This is a genomic window from Desulfovibrio sp. An276, from assembly GCF_002159665.1.
Classification (GTDB): Bacteria; Desulfobacterota; Desulfovibrionia; order Desulfovibrionales; family Desulfovibrionaceae; genus Desulfovibrio; species Desulfovibrio faecigallinarum.
Map to the genome: position 1 here is coordinate 23,148 of NZ_NFJC01000009.1, position 25,519 is coordinate 48,666.

34 protein-coding genes are annotated in these 25,519 nt (G+C 48.1%); 30 read left to right on the forward strand and 4 right to left on the reverse strand.

Annotated features, from left to right (window positions below; all coding sequences use genetic code 11):
• Positions 1-34: 34 nt before the first annotated feature.
• Positions 35-1,171, reverse strand: coding sequence for a DotH/IcmK family type IV secretion protein (locus tag B5F76_RS05610; protein ID WP_087352170.1), 1,137 nt, complete (start codon positions 1,169-1,171; stop codon positions 35-37).
• A 220-nt stretch (positions 1,172-1,391) separates the two neighbouring features.
• On the opposite strand from B5F76_RS05610, the gene B5F76_RS05615 reads away from it, so the two are divergent.
• The 17 genes from B5F76_RS05615 to B5F76_RS05695 all read left to right on the forward strand — a co-directional run bounded on the left by B5F76_RS05615 (position 1,392) and on the right by B5F76_RS05695 (position 13,170).
• Entirely contained in the window at positions 1,392-1,877 is a 486-nt protein-coding gene (locus tag B5F76_RS05615; RefSeq protein ID WP_087352171.1) for a hypothetical protein, read from the forward strand.
• Positions 1,878-1,932: 55 nt separating this feature from the next.
• Positions 1,933-2,436 (forward strand): Panacea domain-containing protein, encoded by a 504-nt coding sequence (locus tag B5F76_RS05620; RefSeq protein ID WP_162608705.1) that lies wholly within the window; start codon positions 1,933-1,935, stop codon positions 2,434-2,436.
• Positions 2,433-2,756 carry a hypothetical protein gene (locus B5F76_RS05625; RefSeq protein WP_087352175.1) on the forward strand — a complete coding sequence of 108 codons (324 nt, stop codon included), beginning with the start codon at positions 2,433-2,435 and terminating at the stop codon, positions 2,754-2,756. The genes B5F76_RS05620 and B5F76_RS05625 overlap by 4 nt, the downstream gene beginning before the upstream one ends.
• Positions 2,756-3,322 (forward strand): GIY-YIG nuclease family protein, encoded by a 567-nt coding sequence (locus B5F76_RS05630; protein ID WP_087352176.1) that lies wholly within the window; start codon positions 2,756-2,758, stop codon positions 3,320-3,322. Before B5F76_RS05625 ends, B5F76_RS05630 begins: the two co-directional genes overlap by 1 nt.
• A 591-nt stretch (positions 3,323-3,913) precedes the next feature.
• Positions 3,914-4,264 carry a hypothetical protein gene (locus B5F76_RS05635; RefSeq protein ID WP_087352178.1) on the forward strand — a complete coding sequence of 117 codons (351 nt, stop codon included), beginning with the start codon at positions 3,914-3,916 and terminating at the stop codon, positions 4,262-4,264.
• Positions 4,265-4,347: 83 nt separating this feature from the next.
• Positions 4,348-4,839 (forward strand): hypothetical protein, encoded by a 492-nt coding sequence (locus B5F76_RS05640; RefSeq protein ID WP_087352180.1) that lies wholly within the window; start codon positions 4,348-4,350, stop codon positions 4,837-4,839.
• A gap of 4 nt (positions 4,840-4,843) precedes the next feature.
• The gene (locus B5F76_RS05645) at positions 4,844-5,182 is read left to right on the forward strand and encodes a hypothetical protein (protein WP_087352182.1); all 339 of its coding nucleotides are present in this window, start codon (positions 4,844-4,846) and stop codon (positions 5,180-5,182) included.
• A 19-nt stretch (positions 5,183-5,201) separates the two neighbouring features.
• Positions 5,202-5,660: a hypothetical protein gene (locus B5F76_RS05650; protein WP_087352184.1), complete on the forward strand. Its 459-nt coding sequence runs from the start codon at positions 5,202-5,204 to the stop codon at positions 5,658-5,660.
• A 23-nt stretch (positions 5,661-5,683) separates the two neighbouring features.
• Positions 5,684-5,950 (forward strand): hypothetical protein, encoded by a 267-nt coding sequence (locus B5F76_RS05655; protein ID WP_087352186.1) that lies wholly within the window; start codon positions 5,684-5,686, stop codon positions 5,948-5,950.
• Between the two features lie 141 nt (positions 5,951-6,091).
• Positions 6,092-8,035: a hypothetical protein gene (locus B5F76_RS05660; RefSeq protein WP_144268394.1), complete on the forward strand. Its 1,944-nt coding sequence runs from the start codon at positions 6,092-6,094 to the stop codon at positions 8,033-8,035.
• A gap of 4 nt (positions 8,036-8,039) precedes the next feature.
• On the forward strand, positions 8,040-8,735 hold the full coding sequence (locus B5F76_RS05665; RefSeq protein ID WP_087352190.1) for a hypothetical protein: 696 nt from the start codon (positions 8,040-8,042) through the stop codon (positions 8,733-8,735).
• On the forward strand, positions 8,735-9,517 hold the full coding sequence (locus B5F76_RS05670) for a hypothetical protein (protein WP_087352192.1): 783 nt from the start codon (positions 8,735-8,737) through the stop codon (positions 9,515-9,517). The genes B5F76_RS05665 and B5F76_RS05670 overlap by 1 nt, the downstream gene beginning before the upstream one ends.
• 2 nt (positions 9,518-9,519) lie before the next feature.
• Complete coding sequence (locus tag B5F76_RS05675) at positions 9,520-9,840, forward strand: hypothetical protein (RefSeq protein ID WP_162608706.1); 321 nt, start codon at positions 9,520-9,522, stop codon at positions 9,838-9,840.
• Between the two features lie 10 nt (positions 9,841-9,850).
• Positions 9,851-10,285, forward strand: a complete 435-nt coding sequence (locus B5F76_RS05680; RefSeq protein WP_087352196.1) for a hypothetical protein — start codon at positions 9,851-9,853, stop codon at positions 10,283-10,285.
• A 12-nt stretch (positions 10,286-10,297) separates the two neighbouring features.
• Entirely contained in the window at positions 10,298-10,714 is a 417-nt protein-coding gene (locus tag B5F76_RS05685; RefSeq protein WP_087352198.1) for a hypothetical protein, read from the forward strand.
• 8 nt (positions 10,715-10,722) lie between these two features.
• Positions 10,723-11,385 (forward strand): hypothetical protein, encoded by a 663-nt coding sequence (locus tag B5F76_RS05690; RefSeq protein ID WP_087352201.1) that lies wholly within the window; start codon positions 10,723-10,725, stop codon positions 11,383-11,385.
• 9 nt (positions 11,386-11,394) lie between these two features.
• Positions 11,395-13,170: a hypothetical protein gene (locus tag B5F76_RS05695; protein ID WP_087352203.1), complete on the forward strand. Its 1,776-nt coding sequence runs from the start codon at positions 11,395-11,397 to the stop codon at positions 13,168-13,170.
• A 276-nt stretch (positions 13,171-13,446) separates the two neighbouring features.
• Here the strand turns inward: B5F76_RS05695 and B5F76_RS05700 are convergent, their stop codons facing one another.
• From B5F76_RS05700 to B5F76_RS05710, 3 genes are all read right to left on the reverse strand, one after another.
• Complete coding sequence (locus B5F76_RS05700; protein ID WP_087352205.1) at positions 13,447-15,090, reverse strand: hypothetical protein; 1,644 nt, start codon at positions 15,088-15,090, stop codon at positions 13,447-13,449.
• A 2-nt stretch (positions 15,091-15,092) separates the two neighbouring features.
• Positions 15,093-16,082, reverse strand: coding sequence for a hypothetical protein (locus B5F76_RS05705; RefSeq protein ID WP_087352207.1), 990 nt, complete (start codon positions 16,080-16,082; stop codon positions 15,093-15,095).
• 102 nt (positions 16,083-16,184) lie between these two features.
• Positions 16,185-16,556 (reverse strand): hypothetical protein, encoded by a 372-nt coding sequence (locus tag B5F76_RS05710; protein WP_087352209.1) that lies wholly within the window; start codon positions 16,554-16,556, stop codon positions 16,185-16,187.
• A 424-nt stretch (positions 16,557-16,980) separates the two neighbouring features.
• Between B5F76_RS05710 and B5F76_RS05715 the strand changes: the two genes are divergently transcribed.
• The 13 genes from B5F76_RS05715 to B5F76_RS05770 all read left to right on the forward strand — a co-directional run bounded on the left by B5F76_RS05715 (position 16,981) and on the right by B5F76_RS05770 (position 25,516).
• Positions 16,981-17,631, forward strand: a complete 651-nt coding sequence (locus B5F76_RS05715; RefSeq protein ID WP_087352211.1) for a hypothetical protein — start codon at positions 16,981-16,983, stop codon at positions 17,629-17,631.
• A 151-nt stretch (positions 17,632-17,782) separates the two neighbouring features.
• The gene (locus B5F76_RS14790) at positions 17,783-17,947 is read left to right on the forward strand and encodes a hypothetical protein (RefSeq protein WP_162608707.1); all 165 of its coding nucleotides are present in this window, start codon (positions 17,783-17,785) and stop codon (positions 17,945-17,947) included.
• 2 nt (positions 17,948-17,949) lie between these two features.
• Positions 17,950-18,144, forward strand: coding sequence for a hypothetical protein (locus B5F76_RS05720; protein ID WP_087352213.1), 195 nt, complete (start codon positions 17,950-17,952; stop codon positions 18,142-18,144).
• Positions 18,145-18,175: 31 nt separating this feature from the next.
• Positions 18,176-18,604 carry a hypothetical protein gene (locus B5F76_RS05725; protein ID WP_087352215.1) on the forward strand — a complete coding sequence of 143 codons (429 nt, stop codon included), beginning with the start codon at positions 18,176-18,178 and terminating at the stop codon, positions 18,602-18,604.
• A 16-nt stretch (positions 18,605-18,620) separates the two neighbouring features.
• On the forward strand, positions 18,621-19,541 hold the full coding sequence (locus tag B5F76_RS05730; RefSeq protein ID WP_087352218.1) for a hypothetical protein: 921 nt from the start codon (positions 18,621-18,623) through the stop codon (positions 19,539-19,541).
• Positions 19,542-19,617: 76 nt separating this feature from the next.
• Positions 19,618-19,887: a hypothetical protein gene (locus B5F76_RS15100; RefSeq protein ID WP_087352220.1), complete on the forward strand. Its 270-nt coding sequence runs from the start codon at positions 19,618-19,620 to the stop codon at positions 19,885-19,887.
• 9 nt (positions 19,888-19,896) lie between these two features.
• A complete protein-coding gene (locus B5F76_RS05740) occupies positions 19,897-20,349 on the forward strand; it encodes a hypothetical protein (protein ID WP_144268395.1) in 453 nt (150 codons plus the stop codon).
• Positions 20,350-20,352: 3 nt separating this feature from the next.
• A complete protein-coding gene (locus B5F76_RS05745) occupies positions 20,353-20,979 on the forward strand; it encodes a hypothetical protein (protein WP_087352223.1) in 627 nt (208 codons plus the stop codon).
• Between the two features lie 3 nt (positions 20,980-20,982).
• Positions 20,983-21,603, forward strand: a complete 621-nt coding sequence (locus B5F76_RS05750) for a hypothetical protein (protein ID WP_087352225.1) — start codon at positions 20,983-20,985, stop codon at positions 21,601-21,603.
• Positions 21,604-21,625: 22 nt separating this feature from the next.
• Complete coding sequence (locus tag B5F76_RS05755) at positions 21,626-23,548, forward strand: hypothetical protein (RefSeq protein WP_087352227.1); 1,923 nt, start codon at positions 21,626-21,628, stop codon at positions 23,546-23,548.
• Between the two features lie 18 nt (positions 23,549-23,566).
• Entirely contained in the window at positions 23,567-24,304 is a 738-nt protein-coding gene (locus B5F76_RS05760) for a hypothetical protein (protein WP_087352229.1), read from the forward strand.
• A 132-nt stretch (positions 24,305-24,436) separates the two neighbouring features.
• The gene (locus B5F76_RS05765; RefSeq protein WP_087352231.1) at positions 24,437-24,721 is read left to right on the forward strand and encodes a hypothetical protein; all 285 of its coding nucleotides are present in this window, start codon (positions 24,437-24,439) and stop codon (positions 24,719-24,721) included.
• A 9-nt stretch (positions 24,722-24,730) separates the two neighbouring features.
• The gene (locus B5F76_RS05770; RefSeq protein WP_087352233.1) at positions 24,731-25,516 is read left to right on the forward strand and encodes a bacteriophage T4 gp5 trimerisation domain-containing protein; all 786 of its coding nucleotides are present in this window, start codon (positions 24,731-24,733) and stop codon (positions 25,514-25,516) included.
• The last annotated feature ends 3 nt before the right edge of the window (positions 25,517-25,519 follow it).

A 25,519-nucleotide genomic window follows, 5' to 3' on the forward strand; every position in this document is an offset into this window, starting at 1 on the left:
TGTCTTGCTGCCCTTTTGCAAGGCCCTTGCCAGACTATTGGTCTGCCCCGTAGGCAAGGCCCTTAACAAGATGGCTTTTTCTCTTCCCCTCCCTCGAGAACACAAGGGAGAGAGTCCTTGGCATGACATAGAGGATATGGCCTTCCATGGCAGCACTGGCAGTCCAGGCAGGCCACACAGCCTGAAAGATTGAGCGCACATAGAGCATGCCCTTGTACTCCCACACCTCTATGCCGCCGTCCGCTGGCTCAAGCCCAAGCCTCTTTGCCCCTGCAGGGGCTATGCCGTGCACAAAGGCAAGAAGCTCGTCGCTCACCCCGCTCTCCTCTGGCCCGAGTGGCAGAGTACGGGCGTTGGGGCCGCTTCTGCCAATGCGAAAAACCGTCAAAGCATCGCTTGTGCGCCCCTTCGAGCGTACGCTCTCGGTCACAAGGTGCAGCACAATGGGGTAGTCGGCACCCTCCAGGGTGAGGACAAGGTTGGAGGATGCGTGATTGGTCAGGGGTACTATGTTCACGATGTGGGAGTGAACGTTCTCAACCGCCCTACGCTCCTTCGATGCGGCGTTTCCTGTCACTGGCACCTGCCCCACCTTCGGTTGGGTCAGGGCAAAGGCTCCCGGATCCCCCAGAATGACAGAGAGCACAGGCCAGGGTGCGCCGGTTACGTCCTGAAAGAGCAAGGTGGAGGAATAGCCCCTTGTGAGGCGCACAAGGGTGGGCTCATTCCTGACCCCCGCCTCAAGGACACGGGTGCGGTTGCGCATGCTGGCAGGCCCAGGCTCTGTTGCCCCCTCAAGGGCGTCCCTGGCCTCGAGAAAGCGTTCCACATCCTTTGGGGCCACGGGAAGAAGTGCCTCAAGGCTCTCCTCGAAAAGGCGCTCCCTCTCTGCCTGTTTTTCAGCCTGATTGCCCCCTTGCGGGGGAGCCCCCTGCATTGCGTCTGAAGGCCTTCCCTGCGAGAGACTTCCCTCCCCGAGCACCACGGTTCCGGGGTCGGACTGCCCGGCCCTTGCCGGATGTGGCGCAGGGGACTCGGGGGCAAGGGGTGCCGCAATCGTGGGCCCTTGCGACACCCCCAAAAGAAGGACAAGCACGGCAAGGATACGGGGAAAAGCCGAGCTCAACTCCTGCAGGGCATGCCTTTTCCTTTGGCCACCTGGCAGACTCATGCTTTTCAAAAGCAAAGCCCTCTAGTTTCAACATACTGTAATCATTAACAAATCCGACCAGTCCGCAGACCTTTGTATGGACAAACCCTCCAAATGTATGGACTACAGTATGCAAACCCCGAAAAATATCTGAATCTATCTCAAAACCAAGTAAAATACCATTAAAATACCTAAAATTGTCCGAATTTCAGGAATTGCATGCCATACAGTCAGGACTAACATGGAATTTTATCACATCGAACCACAAATTGGATTCACTCACGTGTTGAAGGCATACACGGATGTCGACCACTTTATCGAGCTTCAGTTAATGCTCAATCACACTCCGTTGGACTGTTCGGCAGCCATTGGCGTTTCGGCTATCGCTGATAAGTACAAGCTGGAGCCCGAAGCCTTCGACCTGTCCCAGATGGACAAGGGCGTTCTGAAGATAAATTTCAAGGGCATTCCTGTCGGCGGATACCGGGTGCCTATTACCGTCGCTTTTCCCGACAGGACGATTGTGTTCGGGAGCGTTACTGTGTTCGTGTCTGATACCACTCGCAGCGACGACATCGCTGTCTTCCACCAGTATCCGGATACTGAGGAAGAGACAATCGAGTGGAAGGCGTCTCAGGGAATCGTAGACGATGAAACCGAGGATGACGGTACGGTTGTTACGCCTGTGCTGGTGCAGCTGAATGTGAAAGATTACGTGAAGGAATAAGGTGGGAGGTCGCGCTGAAATGTGGAATTGGTTAGATACGCCGAAGGAGCGAACTATGGAAATAGCTATCGGCGTAGCCAACACATTCGTACAGCTGGGAATTGACCACGGGAACCCAGTAGACAGGTGGAAATTGCAAATATTGATGCTTGTCGCGCATGGTTGGTATCTCGCTACCAATAATGAACCATTGGTTGATGAAAACTTCGTTGCTGAGAGTAAGGGACCAATTATACGCTCTGTTCACTCGCGTTTTCGTAAATTTGGTGATGGTCCTATTACCAGCGTGTATGCAACAAGTGTCATAGACCGTGATGATAACATTAAAAAAGTCGTTCTTTATGTTGATAGTAAAGGTGATGATGCCGGTAGCGTTATAAGATCAGTATGGTCTAAGTACGGAAGTGAGACGTATCAAGATTTATATGATCATATGATTTCCGTAGAAACGTTTCCTTGGACATATGTATGGCAACAACAAAGTAACTACGGAAAAGAAAATACATATATATCAGATAAACTTATAGAAGAATTCTTTCAACCAATGGTGCAGAAATGATAAACAAATCTCTAGGAGGACTGACCTATTGGTTCAAGGATACAGAACGAAAGCAGTTTGATAAAAACGAGGAGTTAGTCAATGAATTTATAGAAGAAAGTAAGCAGCGTAGAATGCTCAGGGAACTCTTTTCCGAGAGGATTTTCTGGTTTGCTGTAGCATGGGCTGGGTTCCTTGTTGCTGTACTTCTTATGGAAGCGTTTAACTGGCACTTATTCCATTTGGATTATCGAGTTCTTGTAGCACTGATTGCGGGTACAAGTGTAGGTATAATTGGCCTGCTGGCAGCAGTAGTAAAGTACATATTCCCAGAGAAGTAATGCCACTACAAAATTCTAAACAATATACAGTCTACTCCCACACCGACCCTGAGACCGGCCTTAAGTACATAGGCATAACGTCGCAAAACCCGGAACGACGCTGGCAGAAAGGCTTGGGCTACATAAAGAACAAAGAGTTTTACGGTCTCATCAAGAAGCGTGGGTGGGACAACCTGAAGCACAAGATATTGAAGGATGGCCTGGATGGTCCTGCCGCTTTGGAAATGGAGCAGCGGCTGATTAAGCGCTACCATCTGCAGGACAGGAACAGGGGCATCAACATGCGTGCCGGTGGTTTTAGCAACGCGCCGTCCGATGACATTAAGAAACGCATTGCCAAAACGCTTATGGGCCACGAAGTGTCCGAAGAAACCCGTTCCCGTATCCGTGACGCCATCCCATCTCGTGGCGTGTACCAGCTCTCCCCCGAAGGAAAGCGTCTGAAAAAGTTCCGCAGTTTATCCGACGCGGCCAGGGCTGTCAGCGGACTGAAACCAAACATCTGGGCCGTGGCTAACGGGCTGAGGAGGTCCTATAAGGGCTACGGCTGGGAATATGAGAGATAAGCAGTTATGACAATGTTATTAAAGAGTTATTGCACCCCCCCCCCTCAAGTAGATGTGCTAGACCCAGCATTTGTAGTTTCTAAAACACGTCTTTGGCTTACCTATCAGAGCTACACAGGAACTACAGTATCCATACCAAGTACTCCGATTATTGATACACTGGATAAGGAGTACACTCTAGGTACAAGTTCTATATAGCTTCAAATACAAAAAGACAGCGGCGGTTGGAACCTTTCCTATCTGTTTATAAACATCAGTATTCTACCAGAACCAACAGCAATTATATATCCTACAGTTTCGCTTCAGTTTGACGCGGACAGTAGAGATGTTACAAAGCAGTTTGACATGGGTGAATACTACTTTAATGTGCGTATAGATACAGGGACGCGGATGAGTTCTAATCCATTATATCTGTCTGTTTATCCACCGGTTGTGTATATTACCAAGAAGTAACATCCTGCCATAACCGGAAATATTTTGCATTTTACCATACTCTAACAGGCAAAATATTTCCGGTTAAAATTTTTTCCCTCCAACCTATAAACACTCTAACCGTCGCTTCCCAATATTCTATTGACAGGCTTTTACGTTATGCTTGAGAAAATCAAACAAATACTCCCGTCAATAGTCTTTGGAATCGCCTTCGGATGGATATTCTACCTGCATGGCGAGATTTCCGATCTGCGGGACATAAACAGCCAGTTGCAGGATTCTATGCATGCCTACAACGGGCTGATAACCGAGTGGTACAACGAGTCACAGCGTTTTTGCGAGCGGAGGACAGCAATACATGAGGCGCTTGCTGCGAATAGCAGTCCTGAGTGGGATGCTGCTGAGTTGCCTGCTTCTTACCTCCGGGTGCTCGAAGAAGCCGGTATCTACAATGCCACCGGCAGTGCTGATGCAAGAGGTACCGGTTCCCAAACTGACGGGCACGACTAACAAGGATTTGCTGGATTTTGCGCTAGGCGCAGAGGCGGCAGCCCTGAAGCTGAATTATAACATGGGTTGTCTGCGGGAATGGTATGCTGATCAGGAAAGTGGCAGAAGATAATAAACCGGGATTTTTCGGCAGAATAAAAAACCGGCTCGGCAAGTACATGCCACGTCCGATTGCAGACAAGTACAACGCAGCATCTCAGTGGCTGGAAAAGAGAAACTTAAAGCCGGGCAGTTTGCTTCTCGGTCCCGGTTTGACGGCTTACTTCGCCGGAAGTGAGCTGGCTAATGGACGATCAATAGGTGAAGTTACAGCAGAAAATGCTGGTTTCTGGGCAGCGAATAAAGGCTTCACGCGTTTAATGGATAGGCTGCCAAAGTTCAAGGGAAAGAGTGCTGTTACAGCTATTGGCAGTTTTGTCGCAGGAATACCTGCATCTATGGCAGCAAGCAGTTTTGCCGCCAAGCATATGCCAATAGTAAGACTCACAACACCAACAATGGAGCAATACGGGGAACAGCTGATGCAGAAAACCTCTGCCCGTATCGCAAGTAAATACACCTATCGGAGATACTAGTATTATGATGGATAAAGTGGCAATGCTGAAGGAAGCCGAAGTTGCTGGTGTCCTGTCAGCTTTTGTTGACCATGGTTACATGGAAAAGATGGCCAGCGATGAGTTTAGTGGTCTGGTCGAAAAGGTTGCTGAGAATCTCGATGATTCATATACCGTTGAGGACATTGCGTCTGTTACTGATGCTGTTCTTGGTGGCTCTATGGATAAGACAGCTGAGGAGCAGTTTATTGATGAGATTGCTCCCAGCATGGGATACCTGTACATGGCAAAGCTTGCAGAAGAGATTGACGGCGATGAGTGTGATGCTCTCGCTGATGAGTATCTCTCTGAGCTGCTTGGGTAAATTTTGAGAAGTCACGCATATGTCTTTAGTACAAACAATTGGTGAGAAAGCCAGGAAATACAAATACCCGCTTATTGCTACTGCCGGTATAGGCGCAATTGCTGGTACTACAGGCTTTGTACGCAGGTACAACAGGCGTAAGCGTGAAGAAGCGTATATTGCTGAATTGCTCAGAAGAAACGCAGCTAAGCCTATGGAAAAAAATGCCTTTGGGCTGATTGGTGGTATAAAGGGACTTATTACTAGTCCAACAATGCGTAATATCGCTTCCAAAGGACTTGGCTATGCAGGAGCTGGGCTGCGCAGGGCCGGGGTGCTGGCTGGACGTGCTGGCAGATACTTAAAAAGTTTGAGTGGAAGAATCGCCAATCCTGCTGGAAATACCACTGCCGTAAGAGCCCTGCCAGCAGCCAGAAAACCACTGGGCATAACAGCAGATGCTGGCCCAATTTATAACACAACAGTTAGGTACGCATAGTAGCTACACATAAGAGGGATATAATGAGTTATTTTCTGGAAAAGTTTGCAGAAAGCAGGCCGCAGAATGTTCCTGCCATCAGCAAAAAGAATCAGCGCAGGTCAGAGCAGGTTGGTGCGACCAAGGCGCAGAAGAGTGAGATTATGAAGCGTAAGGCCAAGAACAAGCTCAAGACTGTTCTCGACCATCTTTCACGCAATAAGCTGAAGTACGGTATTGGTGCTGGTGCTCTTGGTTTGGCTGGCCTCGGCGGTATCGGTTACAAGATGTATAAGGATAGAAACAAGTAATTGTTTGCCATACCTTAGTTTCCAAAGGGCCTTAATGCGCCTGAGCGCATTAAGGCCCTTTTCAAAAAAGAGAAGTACAAAATGCCCATCTCCCCTACAGTAAGCGCTTGGATGCAAAATGCCCAGGATGCGCAACCTGGCATGGATACAGAGAGTCTTTTCCGAAAAAGTTTTCAAGATCAAGCGTTTAACGCATTACGAGCAAAGGCATCAGCAATTCTGTCCTATGTAGTGACATTCAAGGTCATTGATACAGATGTTGACAATGGTGATGCCTTTGGGACTTTCGCTATATCCTGTGGAAGTGACCTTGTATTTATACCAGTTGTTATGACAGCTGGCTCCATTACCTCTTGCGAGATGGTGTATTTGCGCTCAGAGGATCGCTTTGTTCCGTTAAATGATAACTATATCAAGGATATAGTAAACAAAAACAATGGATCCATGGGTGAGGTGATGACTAAGGACGTTCGTGTTGAGGACACGCGCAAGATGTTCCGCAACCTTGTTCGTCCCCCGGCGTCATCAAATGTCGTTCTTGCCTCAAATCGTATTGATATTTCCGAGCTTCCTGATTCAGCCAAGGACAAGCTCGTCGGCTACTTCAATGAGCATCCACAGGAATTGGCCAAGATAGCTGCATTTTACCCTATCGACGTGTTTTCAGAGAGGCTATCCAAAAAGGCTGTTGTTGAGGAAGAGTCTACAGAACCGATTGCTCTTACCACTGCCACTGTCACCAAGGAAGCAGCAGAGAAGCTGACCGATGAAGAGCGAACCACCCTTCTCTCTCGTGGCTGGCTCATCAAGGGTGCGAAAGACGAGACAAAGCTGGTTATTGACCCCGACAATTTCGGTGCTGAGCTTGAGAACTGGATTTCCGAGTTCAATTACGACAAGCTTCAGACCAGCACAGGCGTTGTCTGCGGTGATGTCGTCAGGTTTACTGGTGGGCATTTTGAATATACTCCTGCGGTCGTTTTGGCAAAGACTACATCAGAATTTCCTTTTGGAGCTACGCTGATCACTGATGACAGCAGCAGATCCGATAGGGTTAAGAGTATCCTGCTTGCTCACGAGCATAATCCCTCCAAGGGTGAGCTCCTTGATTTTGGATTTGTGCAGATCGATGGATTAAAGGGGCAGCTCGACAAGCAGTTCAAGAATGATTGCTGTGGGCGAGTCGACATAATAGTGCCCAGGAAGCACGGCGGTTGGCGTTATCTGGATAACATATGGGTTGAGAAGGAATCGACCATGTGTGTTGAACTGGAGAACGGTGATTACCGTCTTTCCAACAATAGCCACGAGGTTTTCGATATTGTATCGGGAATCACATATGGTGCTCTGTGTGCTGACGGAGTGAAGACAATCCTTCCCAAAACAGCATTGTTCAGGGTTTCGCCCATCAAAGATAATGCTGTAAGTGGGATTATCCCTACCATGCAGGTGTTGTTTGATATCCTGCGCTACCATGGTGTTGTCCTGAAGATTAACAGGTCTCAGGGCGGAACAAGTATTACGGACAGCTCTGTACAGAAGACAGCCTCTTTTGCCTCTGATGGTGATGCGGCAGTCTGGCTGCATGACCAGTACAATCTCTCTGACAGGCAGATAGCGGATACCCTCGGACGGGAAAAGTCGTTTGTCATCACCAAGTTGGCCGCAGGTCTTATGCAGCCTGTACAGCCCGGCTTGCAGACTCCTATGCCGGTACCACAACCCCAGCAGCCTCAGCAAATTTTGCCGCAGGGCAATGCTCAGGTTTCAGTGCAGACATTCAATCCCGGAGCGATGGAGCCGTTTATCAGAATGCAAGATCCGGATATGGTGGATGTTGGCATTCTGGCTTCTTTTGCTGGTGATCCAGATGTTCGGGCATTGCTTGTCGACTACCTTCCCGATTTTCTATCAGTCATGGACCGTATCGGTAGAATCATATTGCTGTTCAATATCCAGAAAACCGAGCTGGAGAAGATTTATCGCTCCGACAAGCTTAATGAGCTGACACAGAATTGCCGACGGGTGTTCAAAATTGTTGGCGATTTGGTAAGAGCGCTTAAAGTATACATCAATATGGCATAGAGTTGTGAGAACACGTCAGAAATCAGTTGATCACAGGGCGTTGGCCATAAGAAACGGGACCAAGCCAAAGACGGATGCTGAAAAGCAGTATGCTACCTGGATCTCCGGCAAGGATGTACCGCTTGAGTACGAAATTGCGTTTTCTACTTATGAGGACTTCAAGCGGAGAGAGAAGCTGGAGAGCCTTCTGATTGGATCGTGTCCCGATGATGTCTTTGAGCATGCCCTATCCTTCCCTACCAAGTCTATAGATGTATACAAAGCACTGTTTTTTGACACCAGTGTTCTTCACACTGACATAGACAAGCTTGTATTCGCTCAAAATTATTACATAAACACGGTAGGGAAGGACGTGCCTCCAGTAGACAACTACGTTTTGCGTGGGCTTAATCAGGGGTACCAGGTACTGCTTCTTTCTTACTGCAATCTGGTACCTACGCAAGCAGAGGCGTTGAATATCCTGAAACGTGTGTTCGCCGGAGCCATATTCAAGGCTACCTCTGTCCAATTTACCGGTATGGGAACAAATATTGACAAGAGGGCAATAGAGCATTGCCAGTTGGCACTGAAGATCCTTGAGACGATGGATGACCTGAAAAGCGATTCCGAGGATAACGCTACAGCGTATGTACATTTTGTATCTGTACTCAAGGACACAGGATCAATACCGAAAGATTTTACACCGGAGAAAATTGTCTGATGATACTCCTTCCCTCAAATAGTACAGATTTCAAGTCGTTTGCCTCTACAGTAGTGGATGAGCATGAGAATTCGGGCAAGAGTATCGAAGATTGCCTGGTTGAAGCTTCCGAGAAGCGCAAGCTTACTCCAGAGGAGATAAAGCGTCTGGTGGAAAAGACGAACACTGAGCTCTCCTTGCGTCATCTTCGTGGAGATAACAAGAAAGATTCCTTCGCTCTTGCGAGCTCAGCCAACGTTATCAAGCGCACACACGGTGATACAGAAAATAAAGAGGCATCAGTGGAAAAGACCGCCAGTTTGCCTACTACCAGATCATATAACTACGGTGACTGGTCCCTTCCCACAGTTGGAACAATGAAGGTTGCCGAGCAGCATATTGTGTCTTCCAGTGAGGTATTCCAGCTTAAAAAAGAGTACGAAGCGGCAAAGCTTGAGAAGATGGCACTGGAAGTGCGTCTTCAGGATAATCTGGACTGGCTTGTGAAGTCATTGCAGAAGAGAGAAGCACCCGATTTCGGCAAGTTCGCGTCAGACGCAATATCCTTGTATGGAAACACCGCGCAACTGGTTATGGTTCACCTGGCTAATGCCTTGGGGAAACAGAATATCGCCAAGGTTGCCGAGCGCGCTGTGGTTGACGATACGTCAGACTACATGAATAAGGTAAAGCAGGTTTGCGAAGATACTTCTGCACTTCTTAAGCAGTCACAGCTGGTTGATCAGTTGGGTCAGCTTGTGGATACGACAAAGAAAGCTATTCAGAAGGCTGTGTCATGCTAATTATGGATAACGTTGTCTTGGCCAAAATTGCTCTGGATGAGGGTGAGCAGCAGTTCCTCAATCGGCAAATAGAAGGACTGAAATCTGTTGGCAGGGCTGGCAAGGCTGTCGGTTCTGGTATGTACAAAATTGTAAAGCCCGTAGCTACCGGTGCATTTAATGCTGCTGGGTGGCTGGCTGACAAAGCCGGACAGACAATCGTAAATCACCCTGTCAGATCTTTTGTTGGCGGTCTGGGTGCTATAGGAACAGCGATGTCGATAGGTGACAGTATCAATAAGGTACAGGATTCTATAGAAAGCGTACCACAACGTTATTTTTAGGTATATACATATGAAACGATTTGGCTTGATAAAACGTTACTCTATTGAAAAATCTGCCGGTGATATCAAAGATATGCTGTCAATAGGCGGGGCTGCAGCAAAGATAGGTGTCGGCATAGTACTTACTGGTGCAGTAATCAAACAAATAATTGATAAAATAAATAATAACGCCAATAAAAAGCGTATCATAGAAGATATAGCGCTTAATGACCCAACTCTTAAGTCTATAGACAAGAAAAAGCTGATGGAGTGGTACGCTACTATTAACTATTATGCTCCGACTCTGGCTAACGATAAGCACACAGTGTCTGAAGTTCTCAGGCAATTCGCAATGTTCGGCAAGATTGACATCAATACATTAAAAATGCTGGCAGACACTGAAAAATCTGTGTCAGCGACACACACTAGCAGTATTGGTTTATCTGATCTTGTTCGTTTTGTGTAGTGGAATAATAACATGGAAGAGGCAATTCTCAAGAACCTTGGTAGGGCAATTTATATGCATAAGTCATTGAAAAAAATAGCTGAAAACGCAAAAGAGTCTGTGAATTATCTTAATGGCCTTGGTATGCTTAAGAGCGCTGTAGATGATAACACTGAGCGTAGGGGATATCTTGGATTGGCTGGCGCCACCGCAGGCGGACTTGCTGGGTATGGGTTGAGCAAGGCTATTGCAGATAGATATGTCAATCAGGCAAAAGACGATATGCTCGCAAAGGCAAAAGCGCTTGGGCCAGCAAGGTTTACCCCACAAGAGGGGCGTAAACTGTTAGGTGATTACCTCTCTAAGATAAAGAAGTCCCACGTTGGTGTTGGTGCAGGAACAGCTGGCCTTGCACTTCTTGGCGGATACCTGGGGTCAAGAGATTGGTAGGAGCTCATATGGGCCTGATCACAAAAGTAGCAGATGGTAACTTCCTCATTGACAGAATGACTTACGGCGGTAGTCGAGCTGCTAAGCTATCGCCGAAAGAAAAGAAGTATTTACGTAAGCATTATGGGTTATCCGATGATGCAGATCTTGGATTGCGTAATGCTGGCCGTGGTGTAGCCGGTGCTCTTATAGGAGGTGCCGTTGGTACTACAGCAGGGGTAGGATTTAACAAGTTGCTTGAGCGCATCAATAAGGTTAAATCTCCTGTCGGAAGATTACTCGGTGCATCAGGTGGTGGTTTTGTAGGCTCTCTTGCAGGCGAAATTTTGGCAACTAACAAGTATAGCAAGTCAAATTACGATAAGCTTGTTAAAAAGGCATACATTGACCCTGTAACAGCTGCAATTGTTGGTGCAATCAGAACATCAAACCTTACTGATAAAGATAAAGAGAAGTTACGCAAGCGTTATCACTTGGATAAGGATGACAATCTGATGGTGCGCAATATTGGTAGAGGTATTGCCGGAGGAACTCTAGGCGCTGCGGCTGGAGGAGCACTTGGTATACTTGCTGGAGATCCTAGATTAGGCCCGCTTCTTACTCTTGCTGGTGGTGCTGCAGGCACACAATTGGCTACGAATAAATACAGCAAAAGCAACGTCAAAAAGTAGACTTGGGAAATGTACAAGATAATCGACCTTGGCACTGAGTTTTCTACGACGGGTGAGCCACGAGCCCGTATCCTAGACCGCACTCTGGTGAAGACAGCTTCGAGTGAAATTCAGGAATATTGGGATAAGCTTGAGCGTAACGACAAGTATGCCTACCTATGGGTCATTGGTGTGTCAGCCATGGAGTACTACGGCTGTAACAACAATGGTGACGCGTTCTCTGAGGCTGATCTGAAGAAGACCATACCTGATTGGGCTGCCAATGCACATATCTTTGTTCATCACGTGAACAAGGATCCACGCAAAAGTATAGGCAAGCCAATCTATGCCTGGTACAATGACGAGATGCACAGGGTTGAGCTTGTACTTGCAATTGATCGCAACGCAAACGGAGCAAGTGCCATTGTTGAGCGTATCAAGAATGGCGAGCAAATGTTTGTCTCGATGGGCTGCAATGTAGCTTATGACGTGTGTTCTATTTGTGGGCATCAGTCAAAGACAAGAGCGGAATACTGCGATCACTTGAGGTTCAACATGCGGCGCATACTTCCTGATGGCAAGCAGGTGTATGCCTTTAATCCGAATCCGAAGTTCTTTGATATTTCCATTGTGACACGTCCGGCTGACCCTACAGCGTTTGCATTGGACAAGATTGCCTCAGATGAACCAGCACAAAACGTGCAGCCACAGCTTGTCAAGTCATCAGCAGAGCTCGGTGAGGAATCCGAGGATCTTCTGCGCAAGGCTGCTTCTGTTCACAAGCTCGCGGATATCATCAAACAGGTGGATGGCAAGATTGTTGATTCTCTGATTGATCCTGATATCAAGCCTGTGCGCGATATTGCCGAGTGTGGGTTCGACGACTTTGACTACCCTGAGATGCCCTACTCTGACCTCGACCGCATTGGGTGTACTCCGTTGTGTTTTGCACAGGCGCTCGGCGATTGCGGTTCACCATTGTCTCTGGCAGACGCATATTGGATGAGTGGACTACCGGGAATGGGTATTGGGATTGGAAAGGCTCTGTCATTACTCCCGGAGGCACTTTCCATCCTGGAAAATAATCCGGAACGAATATCACCATGCATCAGCGGTGTATTCGCTGGTAATGAGCCGGATTCTTTGAGGCGAGTGCTTACGGTACAGATCATCAAACCTATAACCGTAAAGCGTATAGCGATCATCAAGCGCATACCGGTTGTACAAAAGGTCGCTTCCGAGTCAGCCTTTTCACAGATGCGCATTCAAGACGCGGCTGGCAATGCTGTTCGCACTACCCCATATTACCTGGATCAGGCAAGGTCTGGACACATACCCAAGAAATTGCTTGGCGGATTGCTTGCCATGGCAGCCATCGGAAGTTTGATTGCCTCCCCAGACCTCGCACAGAAGCTCGGTATTGGTGGTTTATTTGGAGTACCAGCGATGTCGTTACTTATGGAAGACACAGATCGCAACAGATGTATTGTTCATAATACCGGAGAAGAGCTTCCGGCTACCCTCGTGAACCAGTCATTCAAGATGCCTGCCAAGACAGCCGCCGTCAGTTTTGGAACTACTGTTGGATTGGCTGCCCCTGCGGCTGTGGCACTGGACTACGCATACAACAAGTGGAAAAGCCGCAGAGAAGGTATGCCGGAACCGGATAATCCGCTGCATAATCTGGGAAGGACCATTGTTGATCACCCAGGTGTTAGTCTTCTTGCTGGTGGTGTCGCTGGGGCAGTTACGCACCATGGAGCTAAAAAAGCGCTTGAGGCATTAAAAAATCGCTGGAAGAAGTAGAACCGCTGCTACCTCTTCCAGCTTGGTACAGATTAACTGTTACTTCTTGTCCACAGGTTTGCTATCAAGTACAGAAAGTATTGCTGTACCTACGACAACAACTACCTGAACGACTGTGATGACAGTCTCCAAGATCTCGTCAGTGTTGGACGAAGACATATGGGTACTCCTTTTGTTTTGTGGTTGGCATCAGTGCTTCCCACGAATTGGAGTACCTTTGTTTTATTTAGTTTATTTAGCTAACAGTAATCTGCATATCCTTATAACAAAAAAGGGCTATATTTTTCTAATTCTGTTATTGATTATATCTGAGTCCCTTAAAAGTTTATTATGTACTTTATCAACATAGTCATCAGGGAATCTTTGCATTCCTAGTGTGCTATGTATATCATTCAGTTTTTCTACAAATTCCTTAGCTGTGCATGTGTCATCAGAAAAATTCTTTGCTATCTCTGGATATGAAAATTGTAATATCTTTTCCTGGTTAGCTGTAAAATCTTTTATGTAAGCATCAAGTTCATTTGAGGATTCAAGTAGCTTAGGCAGTGTGTCGTTAATATATTTTTCAATCTGTTCACGCCTAAGTTTCGCTGCCTCTACCCTAGATACCATTTTTACAAATGTATACACAACAGCGTCTATAGCCTTGCTTGCAAAAACCATGGCTATTCCGCCTATGGCCGCTGATAGAATCGCTACGAGTAGCCCAGGTATCCATGGAAAGTTTGTCGCTACGAATTTCTCAAGAATAACGCAAAAAGTAGTTATTCCAGCTACGGCAAAAGCTTTCAGGACTACAGCAATAAGGTCAGAAAAATTTTTTATTTTTCCAGTCACATAGTCATATATATGTCCGCATATCTGATGTATTGCTGTAGCAAATGTTGTGATCAGTTTGGCAGCATTTTTGAATATTCCAGCAATAAAACCAAGTATTCCATTGATAAGTTCTTTAACAAGCGAGTTTTTTAGTGTATTTTTTATTGATGAGAATACAGCGTTAAGAAATCTACAAATACGATCTATCCATGAAAGAGTGTTTTGATTCTCGAAGGCATCCTTCAGCTCGTAGATGATACCACCTAAAATAATAGGACCAGCACCAGCAATCATGGAATTCGTAACATTGGATGCAGCATCTGTTATCAGTGTCCCTGCTTGCCCAGCATATGGTATCTTTTTAGATAGTGATGGATAGTCCTTAGACAGCTTGTGAAGTTGTCCATACAGAGAAAAGGTGTCATTCAGAGCAGGATTGTCATCATCTATCTTCTCTGTATACTTTGAGTCTACCAGACCTCCCGTCAATTTTTCCGAAGCGACTTCGGCTCTGTTTCTAGAGTCTTTAGAGTGACCGTGCGTCATCCTCTTTCGAAGATTTACAGCGTGTCTGGCCTCCGTATCCGGCGGAACAAGGATGATTTCAGGAGCTTCCCTTGATGTAGTGTAGGCTTCCTTTGTCAGGATAGTCGTGTCTTTTGTATGCTTGAGCTGTACCCTGGCAACGACCTCACCAGTATTGTTGTCGTATATTATAATATCTGAATGTTGATCGTGCAGGTTGGCATATTTTTGTAGTGGTTTTGGAAGATCTTTCATTTTCGAAAGATTGTCTGTCCTTTCTGCACGGAGATCGCAGTTATTTTCTATAGCCGCATGGTTAAATGCTGTAACTTCCTGTTCTTCGTAGGTGTTCCCGTAATTCATAGGATTATTATTGTCTGTGCCATCTTTATTGGTATGAGAGCTTTTTATCCTCTGCATACCATCTACGCTATTTGCGTATAATGACACAGCGATTGTTGGATCTATGGGAACACGAAGATATGTCATAACTTTAGTTATGACTTGTTCTTTAACAGAAGTATACAACTCATCAGATATTGGTGGATTGCCATCCAGCAAGTTTTTTGTTGTCATGGCTACATCTCGTCTAGTTTATTTATAAAACCAACGTACTTATTGATGTCATCAACCGATCTTCGTATACAAGATCCGTCATTTGTCATAATAGCTATATCTGACAGACTTTTTATATGATCCATAAATGCAAAGCATTTAATGACAAAATTTTGATCATTTTGAGAGTATGTTCTGTAGTCTGTATTACTGTCTACAATTTCCTGTAATCTGTCCAACTGTTTGTTAAACAATTTATCTACGCCACGTAGGGAAATTGTATAATTTCTTGCTATTGTGCTGATATTGTTCAGAGAGCGTATAATTACGCAGGAAGACGACATATAGCTATTTGCTTGCAGCTGATTAGCTTTGGCCTGTTCCAGAGCTTCTTCTCCCTTTGATGACAAAAGCCAACCACCGACAAAAATAATTGGTGCCACTACGAGGCCGCCAAGCACAGCGGCGCCACCAGCTACACCTAGCCCGCCGCTTGCCAAAGAACCACCACCAAGCCAGGCAAGAGTGGCATTTGTAGCGGCGGCTCCAGAAAGACCAGAGATTGCGGCTCCAGTACTCGCTGTTCCAAACAGTGTCGCTCCTCCAAGGGCGCCAAGCGCGGTAACACCGCCAGCTGCTCCACCACCAAAAAGACATTCAGCAAAATCCGAGAACTGAGCCTGTATATTTTTGATGTCCAGTAACTGCTTATTAAGAGGAACTGACGTATTTACGGTGGTGCTTTGCCAGTCCTTGTCAAGGTAGGCAATCTTGCTGGCGAGATTTATGAATCTCGCTACGCTACCTTGATTAAAAACTCTAAGCTTTTCGTTACCGAGCTCTGTAAGATAGTTATTGGTAGTTGTGCGTGCGTATTCTATGTTTCGCTGAGACGCATCATATTTTCGTTTGGCATCTTCGTTTATGCGCTCTGCTTCCTTAAAGTCTTGGTATCCAGAGTAGCCGGTAACTTTACTGATTACGTCAGTTATATTTGATAATATCGAAGACATAGGGCCTCTTTAATTAAAATAGCTGGCAAAAATAACAATAATATTATCATTGCCAGCGAACAAAAATATTAATTTTTAGCCGTTCTGTTACTGCTAAAAAATTTAGCGACCGATTGCCTTCAGAGCGCCATTGAAGGGAATAGCAGTTTTAATTGTTTCAAATACTTCGTAAACTTCCTCAGCCTTCGGGCCAATGGCTACATCACTTTTCATAACCTGCTCAGATCCGATAGGGATTAAACCAAACAATGTTGTTTTCCTATAGTGAGTAGTGCTGCGAAATATAGGAATAAGAAATGTGATGCTGCGTTCTCTGGTGTACTCTACAGGCTGTATGCTCCACATAAGGAAGGGAATGGCGATACAGCCTATCATGGTCCAGATCTCAGCCGGGCTGAAAATGAGGAACATCAGTTTACTGGCTGCCAGGAAGCAACCAACGGAAATAAGGGTTCTGCCAAGGTTCAATTGCATAGAGGGTCTCCTTTCAGGACGGAATCTCAAAGGGAGTATCTGACAGATATGGTACTTTCATGCATATTTCCTGTCAAAAACAATACCAAGAAGCTCGTAAAATAACGCAATTTTTTTGACAGAAAAGCTGAACGCATCCACCCGTCATCTATCAATATTTTTATAGCTGGGGTTTGTCCCTCGGCCCATTAACATGCAAGTTTATACGTAAAGTGGATAACATACCGTGATTACTACTAAAACAATTTCACTCTCGGACCTTCTGAGGGACTTTAACTCCGGCCTGAACAAGCAGGCTGAAGATGCACCTGTCACTCCTGTTGCCCCTGAGATAGCATCAGTTTCGACACCTGCTCCCGAAGTTTGTCCGGAATGTGGTCAAAGCCCGTGTGTCTGTCAGGCTGCCCCCAGTGAAACAGACGCTATGCAAGAAGCAGCGGCCACTGTCGACCAGAAGCAGAATGAGGCTGTGGACGCCGCAAAAGTGCTCAAAAACATGGCAGATGAATACATCGCCAAGCACGATAACGCAATAGCAAAAGAGGCCGAAGTGTTTGGCGAGATTTTTGCTCAGTCAGCCTACGAGACCATGAGAAAGCAGGCTGCCGCAGACGCGGCATACAATAATACTATGGGTTATTTTGAAGCAGACAACGAGGACGACTCTCTGCAGAAGCAGGCTGAGGCTGCTTTTGAGCAGGCATACAACTACACCTTGTGCAAGATTGCCGCTGATGAGGCTTATGCCACGGTTGCTTCTCCAGAAGCCGCTGCCGCACAGGCTGTGAGTGATTCAGCTTCCGCTGCCAAGGCTCTGGTTGAGCATCTGACCAACAAGGGCGGTGCCGATCCCGAAGCCGCAGCCGGCGCAGCCGCTGCCCAGGCATACCAGGACACGATGAATCAGCTCACTGCTCAGCCCGCCGAAGACGAACAGGCTGCAGCAGCTCAGGCCGCCTATGACGAGGCGGCAGCACAAATGCAGGCAGCCCCTGCCGCTGTCCCCCAGGCCGACGCTGTAGCACAGAACGCTTATGACACTGCCATGCAGCAGCTTCAGCAGCAGGCTCAGTAAAACCCCATGAAAAGTGCACGCAAAAAAGAGATAGCCGAGCTGCTGTCCAAGGTGGCCAGCCTCCTCAAAGAGGCTGCCACCAAGGAAGCTTCCTACACGCAATCACCAAAGTTCGCCATCGATCTGCGTGCCCTGAGAGAGCTTGTAGACAATGGACAACAGAGAGCTCGCTGAAAATCTGAAGAAGCTGGCTGAGCAGATCCGGGAACGCGCAGAAAAAAGTGAAGAGGAAAAGACGGCAGAGCAGGACAACAATAAACCCACCATGCTCGATCCTCAGCGCGTGCTGGATTTTATGCTCTTTTACGGTCGCTAATTATGAATACGGAATTGCTTAAGCTCGCGGAAAGCATTGAGGCGCTGGCCGAGTCTATTGCCAATGATACCACGTCGGAAAGCGAGACAGAGATCGGCCAGACGAAGCGAGCAAGTTTTGACTATGGAACCCTTGGTGACGAGTACAGTCCAAGCGGCACAGACCCCATTACCAGGTTTGCCCTTGGCGGAGAGTAACCAAACGGGACTAAATCTGGAGAGAATATAAATGAGTTATGAGATTCGCAAGGGTTGGCCGTCAAATGGCGCACTTGACGAAGTGCTGATGGCTGCCGATGGTGCTACCCTGACGGATGGTACTGTCGCGGTGCTCGATACCAGCACCGGAAAGTGGAAGACAGGCGCACTCGCAGCTGATGATGCAGGTCGCAAAGCGCCGCTGCATGCCTTTGTCATCGCCAAGGAAGATATCAGGCATACCCATACCGGTCTGATGTCGGATGCCATTATCGAAGTGGACAAGGACCATTACGTGGGTTCCACCTTTGCCCCCAATGACCCTCTGGGCGTGGATGAGTCCACTGGCAAGTTCAAGGCTGCAACAGCCGGTACTGATGTCGTTGTCGGCAAGGTTATTTACTTTGACGCCACAAATGGACATCTGCGTTTGTTCTGGAAGCCGATGGCCGACGCTTAATAGGAGATAAACCATTATGGGATATGAAGTTCCTGTTGTGAGCGCCGACCTTGTTAACGGCGCTTTTCTGGACAAGATTTTTACCGCTGGGCAGGTTAAACAGGCAGAGGAAGTTGCCTCCCTGTATATTCGCCAGCGTCTCTATGAAGACGGTATTCTTCGCCGCCTGTTTGATCATCGCGTGGTTACCCCTGACGAACTCGATCCCGATGTCGAGACCAAGGACCAGCCGTCAATCGTCTGCGAAATCGAACCTGAAGCCACGAAGGCAACATTTGTTCCCTTCAAGGGCACAGGCGAACGCAGGTACTACACTGGTCAGCGCTTCCGTGTGCCTTTCGGCAAGGTCGAGGCAGAGCGAATCACCAAGTCAAAATTTGAGTTGATGACCATCAGGATGCCCATCCAGCAATGGTTGCAGGAAAACCAGGTCAAGGCAATCCAGCACGAGGAAGACAAGCTCTTTATCGACACGATCAACGAGATCTGTGAAGATAACGCCACCGAGCAGAAGATTACCTTTGACATGTCAGCGAGTAATTTCAAGAATGCTATCACGGCTGGCATGCAGGCTCTTACCCGTATGCGTCTGCCTCGTGGCAAGATTCTCATGCATGTGAACACCTTTGACGAATCCCTGAAGCTGAAGACCGAAGATATCGGCTTCACTCCCCAGGAAGAGCGTTTTCGCAAGGGTGTGGATGGTGAGGATACTTTCCTCGGCTACCCGGTCACCAAGACCATCAAGACTGATCTGGTTCCCGAAGACACCATCTATTTCTTCACCCAGCCTGAGTACTTCTGCAAGTTCTTCCTCCTGCAGGACGCAACTCTGTTCCTTGAGACAAGGGCTGACATGATCACCTTCCATACCTACGAAGCTCCCGGCTTTGCAATCGGTAACACGAAGGGTGTCGTCAAGCTTACCCTGGCCTAATCACATTCCCCCTGGCGGCGGGGCAGGCATAATTACAAAGCCTGTTCCGCCGTTCAAGTAAATAAGGAGATACAAAATGCTTATTAACAAGACAGGCGGAATGCTGGTCATTGGTCGACTGAAGATTCGCGCTGGTGAGCCTGTTCCGGGCATTACGCTCACTGCCGGTGAGAAAAAGAGCGTGGAATCCTTTGTGAAGGCTGGCTATCTGGTGGACGACAAACCCATTACTGCTACCCACAAGCCTGAAGCCAAGCCGGCAGAAGCCCCCAAGCCTGCCGCTACGCCCAAACCCAAGGCTGCAAAGGCTGAAACCCCCAAGCCTACCGCTACTGAAAGCAAGTAACCTCCCATTATGGCATTAACCGTAGAGAAAATACGTACCTACGTTAAGGACATGCCGTACTACAACGTACTGCTTGGAGGAAATCCGCAGTCATCTGACAAGCTTATCGAGCTTGCCATGGAGCTGACCCTCGCCGACTTCAATGCGGTTCCCCCTGTCATGTCCTATACGCTGGAGAATTTTCCCGACAACTGTACGGGAATAATGCTCTACGGTGTGCTCTTCCACCTGGCTGTCAGTGAGGCCGAAAGGCAGCTGCGCAATCAGGTGGACTACGCCATGCAGGGGCTGACGACCTCGATAGACAACAAGTTTCCGCAATATCAGCAACTTGCAAGTTTCTACAAGGGGTTGTTCGATCAGCAGATCGCTTCCTACAAGACCTACGTCAATCAGGAGCAGGCTTGGGGCGAAAGCTGGTCGCCGTACGCTACCATCAACGAGTATCAGTTCAGGGATTAGCGTATGCCTGAAGAAGTACCAGTTACCCCCATAGAGCCTGCAACCCGTAAGCAGCCAGAAGGCATACTGATTACCGAACAGGCGTGGGGTCCGGAAAATCCCAGGTTTAACAACGACTTAAACCAGTTCGGAACGTTTGACTACCTGCAGGGGTACGCGAACAAGATTCGTATGGACCTGTTGCGGGTAGCGCAGCGGTACAACGGTAGACAGATTCGTGTGTATCGCCCGAAGGACACCATGCGCTGCCCTCACTGTACAAATCAGGTAACTGGCGAAAAGATGCTGACCAATTGCCCATATTGCAAAGGTACCGGCCATGTTGGCGGCTGGGACAGGCTCTGCGAGTGCTACGCCTATGGAGACATCGGCGCCAAATACCATGTCGCTACGTCAGAAGGTATCAGCGAAGCCGGTGGCAGCAACAGGGACCAATTCATCATAGTCGGAACAGATATCCTGTTGAAAGATGAGGACTTTTTTGTCTTCAAGGGCAACAAGGACTGCTACAAGGTCTACGATATGGAGCCATTCATGGTGACGATGCGTGGAACCGTGGTAGCCCAGGTTGTCAGCGCGTCCGGCCTTACCCCCATAGGAACAGAATTTCTGGAGGCGGACTGGGTGTAACAAATGCAAGGTGTGCAACCAAAGCCAATAGGTGGCTACATAATACCTTACGGAACACCTCTGCATGTAAGAGACCTTGTTATCACGCTGTTGCGATGGCAGTTTCAGAATTTCCCCGAGACGTTCCCTTACAGATACCTGCCTGACGATTACGAAAATACGCATATCACCTTTGATACCGTATATAACAAGGACTCCGAAAATTACGGCAAGAAGCCGCTGGTCGTAGTAACAAGGGAAACTCAGACCACAAATCCCGTTGTACTTGGCGACCTGGCAGACAAGGTTCCACGTATCAGTTCGGCAAAAGGCTCTACCCTCGTATATTCCAGCATAGTGGCAAAGGTTCTCAGCAAGATATATCTGGAAGCGGAGATAATAGGCCAGACGATATTTGGCATATTTTTGTCCTACAGGACGATATTGCCCAGTGTTCTTGGCATACAGGATATCTCGAACGTGTCGCTGAGTTCCACAACACGCTTTGATCAGGATGATATGATGTTTGTATGCCAGGTGGATATGGCATACTGCATGCAGTACAAGTGGACTTCTGACGCGGACAACCCGCTGATAGAAGGCATAAAAGTGTACAAAAACCTACTGGAAGACAAACAAATATAGATTTTCAAAAAGGACGTTATAGATGCCCTACCAGAAACCAATGGTACAGGTGTATCAGGAATACGCGGCTACTTCAGGTACTTCTGTTACCGCCAGCCTGCCTGCGTGCATTATTGGCCCCTGCTACCATATCATAGATGCCGATTCCGACGAAACGCTGGCCCATGCCGGTACCTACACTTCTGCCGGTATTGAAAACGCGGTATTTCCCAACAATCAGCCCGGTGCCCTGATTGACGGAGAGTCAGTGAAGTTCCGCCTGGCAAATGCCAGTGTGAACCTGATGGACGCCCCTGTTTCCATTACAGGATTCTTCTCTGGCAACTCTCTGCTGTTCTTCGGGCAGGCTGACTTTATCGACACTCTCAAGGTTGGCGATTACGCCAGCTTTGATGTCGAGTCCACCTACACATATCGTGTCACTGACGTTGATCCCGTTGCCAAGGCCGTGCTGCTCAATCGCAGTATTCCCGAAGACGCAACCACGATCATGTTTAGTCGCCGCGTCGAAAATGTGTACATGGATGCGAAGTCGGCAGGTGTTACGGTTGACGCAAACTCCGAGCTGTACTCGCTGGCTGGCCTGAAGGCAGATATTGATGGTGTCGAGCGCAGCATCAATGACGCTACGCTGTACATTGGCTACAAGGCGTTGCGTCAGGACCTGTCCTCTGTCACCACTATTCAGACGGTGGATGAAATCGAAGGCAAGCTTGGCAAGGTTGTGCCCGAGAACCCGCTGGCATATGGCGTGATGGTCTGCCTGTCCAACACCACCACATCCGTTATGTGCATTGGTGTTGATTCCGACGACCTGCCCGGCTACACCGCTGCCAAGGACAAGCTGGAGACTGTCGATCCGCTCTACTCCATGGTGCCTCTTACCACAAGCACCGAAGTGCTGACGATGTTCAAGAACAGCGCCGAGCAGATGGCTGATCCTGAAATCGATATGTGGCGTATTGCCATCGGTTCCTCTGTCCTCCAGACGGAGCAGACAAAGGCTGAGGGCTTCGGCAAGTGTTCCAAGGACAGTAACGAGATGAACCTGCTGTTCACCGCTACCCGTGGCCTGGTGTCCACAGCTACGGGTGCCGAACAGCCTGTGGAGTTCATGTCTTCGTCAGTTGATGCTGGTGACACGCTGAACATCACCTACAAGGACAAGCAATACACTTACACAGTATCCTCCGTTGCTGCAGAAGATATCCTGACGATCACCCCCAGCTCTCCCTTTGCGGAAGAGTTGGTGACTGACAGCCCTGAAGTGAGTTTCACGATTACGCACACCATGGACAAGTCGGAACAGGCAAGCGCCGTTGCCGCCGTGTCACAGTCCTATGGCTCTTCTCGCTTTGTGCATGTCTGGCCTGACATCTGCGTGATCGATGAGCGCGAACTGCCTGGTTACTATCTTGCCTGCGCGGTTGCTGGTGGTATTGCCGGCCTTCCTTCGCATTATGGTTTCACGAACTTGTCCATGTCTGGTATTGGCGGCGTTAAGCACTCCAATGACTACTTCAGCCAGGACCAGCTGAACACCATTGCCGGTGGCGGTACGTTTATTTTCGTACAGGAGACCGAAGAGTCCGCTCCGTATGTTCGTCATCAGCTGACCACGGATATGAGCACGGTCGAGTTCCAGGAACTTTCCTTCGTCAAGAACTACGACTACGTGTCCTATATCTGCCGTGATGTCCTTCGTCCGTACATCGGTACATGGAACGTTACTTCAGCGGCTCTGTCCGCAATCAGTACGTCCCTGTCAGCTGCTCTTGAGTCTCTGAAGCTTGATGTTCAGGCTCAGATTGGCGCTCCTATCGTTGACTATGCTATCCGTAGTATTGGTTACCTTGAGGATAACCGTACTCGTGTTGAGGCGTATGTTGACGTTACCTTCCCCTACCCGCTCAATACTATTGGTTTGCATCTTGTTAGCCAGTAATTGGGAGGTTTGTAATATATGTCATTTTCACCTATCAAACTGATTGAATCCCAGGAACAGGTAGTTACTGATCCTACTGGATGGATAAAGAACTACAAAGAGCAGTTTGTCGAGCATTTTCACGATACCTCCCAGCTCACATTTATACATCCCGACGATTGTTTGATTGTCGCCGGCCCCCCGCGACTCAATCTGGCTACAGGTTCAGACTCATTCCACACAATCGGATTTGTGAACGCGTTCCAGTACACGGAAACGCGTTCCGTTCAACCTTTGAAGGCCATTGGATCACGTCGCCATGTGTTTGGTATTACAAACGCTCCTGTACAGATTTCCATGAGCCGCATGATGATCGTTGGTCGTAACCTGCTCAACTCATTCTATGCCAACGCTTCTTTCGGACAAGATGTTACGAACAGGAACTCCAAGTACGATATCAAGGCTGGTTCAGAGGAAGGTACCTGGTGGACCAACCTTGAGGAAGATGTGTTCCGCGTGCCTTTCGGTCTCGGTGTTATCTGGGATGCCCCCGCTACACTGGCAAGCTCCTCAACATCTTCTCGTTCGCATGCAGCTGCCGAATATTTTGAGGTCTGTACGCTCGTCAACCGCTCGCAGGCCATCCAGTCCGGGCAGGCAGTGCTCATGGAAAATGTCTCCATGATGGCTGACCGTGTTGTTCCGTGGAGCGATTACGGTTCTGCACCTCTCGACAAGACCCCTGAACTTCTTACCAATCTTACCCAAATGGGCTAAGCTACCTCCTTACCTCCCCCTACCCCTCCCTATAAAGGTGTTGTGTTGCCAAAAGCGACACAACACCTTTTTGCTTTACTGATGATGTAAACTCCAGCAATATTTTAAGTAGTGCAAAGGGGGATATAATTCATGGCTTACTTGCCAGATAACAGCAACGATTACAATTTTTTTGAGACTGGTGTTGTTCTTGAATGCAGCAACAAGAACGCAACATGCAAGGTTCAGCGTACTGAGGGCGGAGTAATAGACAACGTTCCCATACTAAATACCATGGGAGGCGGTGGTCAGGCTACAGATGTTGTGTGGTCACGCAAGCTGGTGGGTGCTCATGTAGTGATGATCCCTATTCAGGGAGTGTTGTTCGTTTTGGCGACCATACCTCCACTGGGCACTGTTTCGCAGTCTATTGTGTAAGGGGGATACATGGCTTCAGAAACTGATTTGAGTACCGATGCCACATATGGTGAGAACGGCAATACCACATACGACAAGTCCAGGGACTTCCCGGATCTTCCCGGAGACATAAAGTTCGCCGCTGATGGTGGTGCTAGTCTTACTCTGGGACAGGAAGGTCTTGTCCGTCTAATGGCATCCCCAATGGCACAGTTGGTTTTGCTCAACATGATGAACCTCTGCCGCATAATTTGTCGAGAGTTCGAAATTGTATCTGACTTCGGTACTCTGAAGTTCTCCAATGGCACCAATGGCCGTTGTGGATTGGTCATCGAGGGTGGCGCGGCATATGGAGAAGAGTCTGAACCCTCAGCTGGTGTGCCAACCACCCGGTTTTTCATGGGTGATATTGAGGATTCTCCAGACATGCGCCTGGGTTTCATGGTTAATTCGACTGACAACTCTGGCGCTTCAGGATTCTTCATTGGTAAAGATGGCAAAATGAGGATGGTGACGACAGATGATCACCTTATGTCTATTGGCAGTGACAGTCAGACGCTTATCGAAGGTGACCGTTTTTCGCAGGTTAACGGCAACAGTGTCGAAGAAGTTCGCGGCAAGGCGGACAACAAGGTAATCGGTAATGTTACCGAGACGGCTGGCGGAGAAAAGCAGCAACAGATCGGTGGCAACTATAATCTTGAGGTAGGCGGCATCCTGAACATCAACGCGTCCGGCATCAATTTGCAGTCCATGAGCACTTCCGGTCAGCCCTGCACTCTCCGTTGCAGCTCTCTCGATATACAGACGGTGTAGCTT